This window comes from Gluconobacter cerinus (assembly GCF_025961355.1).
GTDB lineage: Bacteria > Pseudomonadota > Alphaproteobacteria > Acetobacterales > Acetobacteraceae > Gluconobacter > Gluconobacter cerinus.
Window position 1 is genome coordinate 41,874 of record NZ_JAOQNM010000002.1, and the last position, 6,375, is coordinate 48,248.

General features: G+C 51.9%; 6 protein-coding genes and 2 pseudogenes. 5 read left to right on the forward strand and 3 right to left on the reverse strand.

Annotated elements, in window-relative coordinates:
* Window positions 1-5: 5 nt before the first annotated feature.
* Both M2305_RS15420 and M2305_RS15425 read left to right on the forward strand, forming a co-directional pair.
* On the forward strand, window positions 6-809 hold the full coding sequence (locus M2305_RS15420) for an AraC family transcriptional regulator (RefSeq protein WP_016738679.1): 804 nt from the start codon (window positions 6-8) through the stop codon (window positions 807-809).
* 238 nt (window positions 810-1,047) lie between these two features.
* Complete coding sequence (locus tag M2305_RS15425) at window positions 1,048-1,422, forward strand: VOC family protein (protein WP_016738680.1); 375 nt, start codon at window positions 1,048-1,050, stop codon at window positions 1,420-1,422.
* A gap of 83 nt (window positions 1,423-1,505) precedes the next feature.
* Here the strand turns inward: M2305_RS15425 and M2305_RS15430 are convergent, their stop codons facing one another.
* Complete coding sequence (locus M2305_RS15430) at window positions 1,506-1,913, reverse strand: VOC family protein (RefSeq protein ID WP_016738681.1); 408 nt, start codon at window positions 1,911-1,913, stop codon at window positions 1,506-1,508.
* Between the two features lie 557 nt (window positions 1,914-2,470).
* Between M2305_RS15430 and M2305_RS16385 the strand changes: the two genes are divergently transcribed.
* On the forward strand, window positions 2,471-2,869 hold the full coding sequence (locus M2305_RS16385; protein WP_374195570.1) for a S41 family peptidase: 399 nt from the start codon (window positions 2,471-2,473) through the stop codon (window positions 2,867-2,869).
* 91 nt (window positions 2,870-2,960) lie between these two features.
* Here M2305_RS16385 and M2305_RS15435 read toward each other — a convergent pair whose 3' ends face one another.
* Together M2305_RS15435 and M2305_RS15440 are read right to left on the reverse strand one after the other, a co-directional pair.
* Entirely contained in the window at window positions 2,961-4,040 is a 1,080-nt protein-coding gene (locus M2305_RS15435) for an IS5 family transposase (RefSeq protein ID WP_015075063.1), read from the reverse strand.
* A 77-nt stretch (window positions 4,041-4,117) separates the two neighbouring features.
* Window positions 4,118-4,234: pseudogene (locus M2305_RS15440) on the reverse strand (IS5/IS1182 family transposase); the annotation flags it as partial.
* A gap of 338 nt (window positions 4,235-4,572) precedes the next feature.
* On the opposite strand from M2305_RS15440, the gene M2305_RS15445 reads away from it, so the two are divergent.
* Window positions 4,573-5,856 carry an autotransporter strand-loop-strand O-heptosyltransferase gene (locus M2305_RS15445; RefSeq protein WP_015075061.1) on the forward strand — a complete coding sequence of 428 codons (1,284 nt, stop codon included), beginning with the start codon at window positions 4,573-4,575 and terminating at the stop codon, window positions 5,854-5,856.
* Window positions 5,857-5,860: 4 nt separating this feature from the next.
* Window positions 5,861-6,375, forward strand: a pseudogene (locus tag M2305_RS15450) (Hint domain-containing protein); the annotation flags it as partial.

Sequence of the window (6,375 nt, forward strand, 5' to 3'; positions counted from 1 at the left end):
ATCCGATGTCGTACCGCTCCTCAGCTATCGCTTCCGTGGACCCGGACACTTCGGATGCAACCGCAATCGCCCACAGGCTCGATTTTGCTGATCATGCATCCGAAGTGCCGACGCACATCCATCGAAAAGGACAGCTGATTCTGGCATCTTATGGCGCCGTTACCTGCATCGCCGCTCAAAACGTATGGATCGTTCCCCCGAACTGTGGGATCTGGATTCCGGGCGGGGTGCCGCATAGTGCCCGGGCGACTGCGAACGCCCGGGTCGATTATCTCTTCGTTGAAAGTGGTGCGAGTAGCCTCCCCGATTATTGCTGTGCGCTGGAGATCACGCCGATGATCCGAACGATGATTGATCGTCTGGCTGCTGAGCCGAAAGATTATCTTCCAGATAGTCATGCCGCCCGACTGGCGCGCGTAATGCTCGACGAATTGGCCGACATGCCACGACAGGGTCTTAACCTGCCCGTATCAGAGCATACCAAAATTCGTGCCATTGCTGATGCCCTGACAGCCACGCCATCAGATCGCAGTACAGTGGCCGACTGGGCGCAACGTGTTGCGATGAGCGAACGATCTCTGGCCAGACTGATGGTTCAGGAAACCGGGTTGACATTTGGTCGGTGGCGACAACAGCTTCATCTTGTCGTCGCGCTCCGTGAACTGGCGAGTGGCACGAGCGTGCAGCGGGTCGCGGCCATACTCGGTTATGAGTCCGTCAATGCGTTTATTACGATGTTTCGAAAGGCTGTTGGCAGTACGCCCTCTCGGTATTTGCCTAGTGCAAACGGTCGCGAGCACTTTTCCTGATCGCAGGAGAACTGAATTTTGATCAGGTTGCCAGTCATATTTTGGATTTGCCCAAGCAAAGACTGCACTTACCAACCAAAACCATAAAGGCTTGTCTTTTAAGTCAAAAAACAGGCCTAAAGAAATCCCATTGATAGTTCCTCGATCCCGTTACCCAGAAATGACACATCCATCTATTAAGGATGCTTTGGCGGACTGATATCGGATATTCTGTTGTTCTCAGTTCAGGAGTAGAATCATGTTCACCCACGTGATGATTGGTAGCAATGACCTCGAACGGGCGAGAGCTTTCTATGACGCAACATTTGCCGCCTTAGGGGGCGGCCCTGGCGAAACGGATTCCAGAGGACGTCTCATCTACAGACACAATGGGGGACGGTTGATGATCACAACGCCGATAAACGGAGAGCCCGCGACGGCTGCCAATGGCGGGACCATTGGCATTGCTGCCGCCAGTCCCAGCCATGTTGTTGCGTGGCATGACGCCGGTATCGCCCATGGCGGAACCAGCATAGAAAGCCCGCCCATTGAGCGCCCAAACGGAGCATTCGTTGCTTACCTTCGCGATCCAGATGGAAACAAGCTTACGGCTCGTACCCAGACCACCACCTAATTCACTGACCGTTAGGGTTAAGGGGCGTATGATCCGTATCGTTGATGAAGCTCGGCCAATTACTCAGCCGCTCATGGTGGGCATTATTGTGAGTTTTTCTGATACGCTTCTTCGTGGCGAACCGGCGTTAATGTCGTCACTTCGATGAAATAACCACCCTTCGTTCGCAAGTAGAAGGACCACGCGCCATGTGCGTTGCGTGGAGCCTGCACCTCCCAGCCATCGGCGCTTAGGCGCTCATAGAGAGCATCGACGTCCTGGCGAGACTTCTGGATGAAACCAATGTGCAGGATGTCGAATTGCCTGGGATAATCAAAGCCTTCGAGCTTGTTATCGAAATGATTGACGATCAGAACCAGCCCATCATTATCCTGCATGATGGCCATTTTGATCCCACGTACAACGAGAGTGCGCAGGCCAAAATACTGTTCGAACATCACGCGATCAGCCTCAGTATCATGGCTGTAGAGGTTAATATGGTTTAGCTTCATGACTGTGTCTTTCCGTTGGTGAGACGGACACGAGCCGATCGCAATCTGGACAGCAACGACCGACCACGGGCGAGGCCTATCCTCGTCGTGTCCGGCCATGGCCAAGAGCGGGTTTATTCGCTCAAGCGTGACTGTCTCTCCAGAGAGACCACAGGTTATCACCATACCTGCATCGCTGTCTTTTTAGGCAAAAACGACTTTGCTGACACCAGCAGCAGCGGTCAAGCACCATCTTCAGTTATGTCCGTTTTGTAGACGCCGATTGGACAACAGAAATGACCGACATGTAGGCGTAAGCCGCCGTTAACCGTTCGAGGTCCGGACTTACTCCCAGGGCCTCTTCCGTAAAAAAGAGTGTTTCTGATACGGTATTATGATGAAGCACCCGATCTTGCGCTGGCTCTTGCGCGTCTTACTCGCCATCGTGGCGCTGGTCTTTTTTTGTTTTCCTGGGGCTGCTGATTTACTTCTTCGCTGTTGTTGAGCCCCGTAATCAAGAGGCAGCACGACAAGCAGAAATTTTCCAACACCTGAAAGGGCCTGCGCGCAATCTCGCGATTTTTGATGCCGCTGCGTCTCTGATCGACGCACATTACTACGATCCGCATTTCTCGGGCATGGACTGGCCAAAGCTGCGCGCCGAAATGCGACGGAAGGCCGAGATGGCACCGAACAATTTCGAACTATACTGGTCAGTTCTGTACCAGCTGGCTCAGCTGTTCCCCGCGTCGCATATGGGTTTTACCGCGCCGTCTGCACGGCTACCCGCGTCCACCCAGTCAGCCCGGAAAACAAAAGCTACGTCGCCCACCCGGTGTGAGACAACTCTGGGGAGCAGTGGCCTCTGGTTAAGCGCGGTCCGCCGTCTTAACAGCCGGATTTTAATAATCGGTGAAATCGATCCCGGATCACCGGGAGGGATCGAAGAACCGTTGGTTGATGCGCCTGGCTCGTGATTTCAGGCTTTTGGCGATTTGATTGACGGTTTTTGGGGGAGCTTTTGATCTGCGTTTTGAGCAGATCGGGGACTGCTCTCCCGCTGGATGACTATGCGCTCGCGTTCAATCTTTCGAGGAAGAGGAAGCGGCGCATGTTGTAGACGATATTGGCCAGCCCGATCCTCATGGTGGCCCGGGTGATACCGACAGTTCGGATGAACAATCCCGTCTGTGATTTCTGGTCGGCAAAGACGTGCTCGACGCGCGATCGGATCACGGACTTTCCAGCATTCGATTTCTGGATATGTCGGGGCATAGGCTTGAGATGCGGCTTTTTTCTGTGAACCTTTGAGACAAAACCCTCTTTGTCCATGAAGTCCTCATTCGCTTTCGAGCGATAAGCTGTATCAGCCCAAACGCTTGAGGCCGTATTGGTTTTATCTAACAGCCCCTCTCTCAATCGCGCACCATCACTGGCGGCGGCATCCGTCGTCTTCCATTTTCGGATGAACCGAAACTTCCGGTCGATGGAGACGTGGGATTTGTAGCCAAAGAACGGGATGGCGAGATCGCTCGACGGTATGGTTCCATCGTCCTGCCGCTTCGCCTTCGTGAACTTAAGTGTCCATCGTGCATGACGATCCTTATGCGACATCTTTGCGGGCTTGTCCTGCCAGTCTTCTGGAATACGTCCTGCCCGGAGATCCGCTTTCTCAGCCTTCGTATTGCGCTGCTTTGGAGCAGCCACCAGTGTTGCATCCAGGATCTGGCCGGACATCGGGAGATAACCGGCGTTCCGCAGGGTCGCGTCAAATCGGTCAAACAGCCTTTCAATGGCACCCGCCTGTGTCAAACGCTCACGAAACAGCCAGACCGTTTTGGCATCCGGCACGCGGTCCGACAGCCCCAATCCCAGAAAGCGCATGAACGACAGGCGGTCGTTGATCAGATACTCTGTCCGTTCATCAGACAAAGTGTTCAACGTCTGGATGACCAGAATTTTGAACATCAGCACCGGATCAAACGGCGGACGTCCGCCTTTACTTCCGTCTGAATAGGCCAGAGCCAGCTCCAGATCAGGGCGGAACACCTCAAAATCCACAGTCCGGGAAAAGGCCTCCAGCTGATCGCCAAGCCCGCTCAGCCGAGCAAGGCGCTCTTCAACATCAAAGAAACCAGGCTGCTTCATCTTCCACCATCCCCAATCAACGCCGAAGAAATGGAATCACACAGAACAGCTCAGAGCCAAGGGTTTTTCGAACCCTCCAGGTCAGGGCGGAAGACTTCAAAATCCACAGTCCGGGAAAATGCTTCGAGCTGATCACCAAGCCCGCTCAAGCGGGCAAGCCGTTCTTCAACATCAAAGAAACCCGGCTGCTTCATCTTTCATCATCCCCAATCAACTAAGGGGAAATGGAATCACAGAGCAGACCTCAATACCAGGGGGTTTTTCGAACCCTCCACCTAGGCCCTCTGAACCGAGTAAATCTCTCTTCATCAACATAAAAGAACCTTGGCTGCTTCATATCACTATGCCCTGCCCCAAGATCGAAGGAATGGAGTCACACAGAGAGCCTCAAAACCAGAGAGTTTTTCGACCCTTCCCGCGGGGGGCAATATTTTTGTCATTATGAAAAAAACATTCACTTGATGATTTTTATTTTATTAACTATTAACTGATCGTTACCGCCTCGCGATAAAAATTTGGAACTTCTTAATTAATGCCTCAGAGCCCGATATCGAGTGATCAAGAGGCCGCTTCGAGCGGTGCGAACCCCCTTGGTTCCAAGCTTTCTGATAAGCCCGCATATCCCCCTTCAGCGTCAGTCCCGACTCAACAGGCGCATCATGGCATTCGGTTTGATTTCAATTTTGGGTGTCGTGTTCAACTGCCACTTCTGGAAGACGGGCAAACATGGCACGTCCGACTTAGAGACCTTGATACGGGCAATATTCTCTTTGAGAAAACCGGGATCCCTGCAGGTCTTATTCATTCCAGCAAGCGTTGGTATGTCCGATTTGGCATAGATGTTTGGATCGAAAGTCAGCCTCAAGGTGGCGTCAAATCAGAGAAACAGGTTTTCAGTCATCACTTCGACCCACAAAACAAAGAGATTCTAATCCAATTCCCAGTGGGTACACTCGGCGACACATTGGCCTGGATGCCCTATGCAAACCGCTTTGCGAAAAAACATGGTGCCCATGTCACCTGCGCTCTTTCAGGCCTCATCAGTCCTTTGTTTGAGAAAGCGTATCCTCATATTCGCTTTTTTACGCACGAAGAGGTCATTGACCAAAAGCTCAGCGACACATTCTACGGGACCTATAGTTTAGGACTGTTTTTTGATGATGTGGCATGTGACTGGCAACCGACTGATTTTCGATATGTCGGCCTACATAAAACAGCCGCCTATATCCTCGGGGTTCCCCCTGAAGAAGAGCCTGCAAAGATTACTCTTTCTGACGAAAGTCGTCCTCTAAAAGAGCCTTATGTCTGTATCGCCGTACAGGCGAGCTCCCAATGTAAATATTGGAATAACCCGACAGGTTGGCGCGAAGTTATCACGTGGCTTAAAGAGCAAGGGTATCGCGTCGTCTGTATTGATCAGAAAGCCGAACATGGGACAGGCGTGGTATGGAACCACTTGCCGCATGGAGCTGAAGACCAGACAGGAAATCGTCTTCTGGCAGAACGAGCGCGCTGGCTTAAGCATGCAGCATTTTTTATTGGCGGCAGTTCAGGCCTAGCCTGGCTCGCATGGTCTGCAGGCTGTCCTGTGATCATGATTTCAGGGTTTACCCACCCCAATAACGAGTTTGAAACGCCCGGGCGCGTGATCAACTGGCACACCTGTAATTCATGCTGGAATGACCCGAAGGAGCGTTTTGATCACCACGATTTTTTGTGGTGTCCGCGGCACAAAAACTCCGAAAGGCAGTTTGAGCGCACAAAACTTATCACCTCAGAAATGGTGATAAATAGAATCAAATTAATTAGAGGATAATAAAATGAGTTATGTATCTAATGGTACACTCTATGTAACAGATGCAGTTGGTGGCGCGGGGGCCCCAGGAAGTTTCTATGGAGCAGCATTTTCTAGCGCTGTTATTCTCTCCGGAGGAGAATATTCAGGAACGGGGTCAGTAGCATCTGGTGCAGGGTTTGTTGTTAGTAGCGGTGGTAGATTAGATGCAAACCTGACGGTTTCCTCAGGAGGATCTATTGAGCTCGAACGGGGATCTCTCATTGGATATTCATCTTCCACTTTAACATTGTTGAGTGGTGCTAGTCTTATAGTCGATGCTGGAGCTCAGCAATATACTGGGGAAAATTACATTCTTTCTGGCGGGACAATTTCTGCTTATAGAGATTTGGGGTCACACACGTGGACAAGTGCTGGCGGCACCCTGATCATTGAGAGTGGCGTATCCCTTAGTGAAAGCCCCGTTGCTGGAGCAGCAACTGTTGCGGTCAGCAGCGGAGGTAGCTTGTCTGGCGGGACCTTTGTCTCCGGTAATACTGT

Bases quoted from the DNA above. Each gene is read 5' to 3' on its own strand.
- M2305_RS15430 (WP_016738681.1), bottom strand. From the start codon at position 1,913: ATGAAGCTAAACCATATTAACCTCTACAGCCATGATACTGAGGCTGAT.
- M2305_RS15425 (WP_016738680.1), top strand. From the start codon at position 1,048: ATGTTCACCCACGTGATGATTGGTAGCAATGACCTCGAACGGGCGAGA.
- M2305_RS15445 (WP_015075061.1), top strand. From the start codon at position 4,573: ATGCCTCAGAGCCCGATATCGAGTGATCAAGAGGCCGCTTCGAGCGGT.
- M2305_RS15435 (WP_015075063.1), bottom strand. From the start codon at position 4,040: ATGAAGCAGCCTGGTTTCTTTGATGTTGAAGAGCGCCTTGCTCGGCTG.
- M2305_RS15420 (WP_016738679.1), top strand. From the start codon at position 6: ATGTCGTACCGCTCCTCAGCTATCGCTTCCGTGGACCCGGACACTTCG.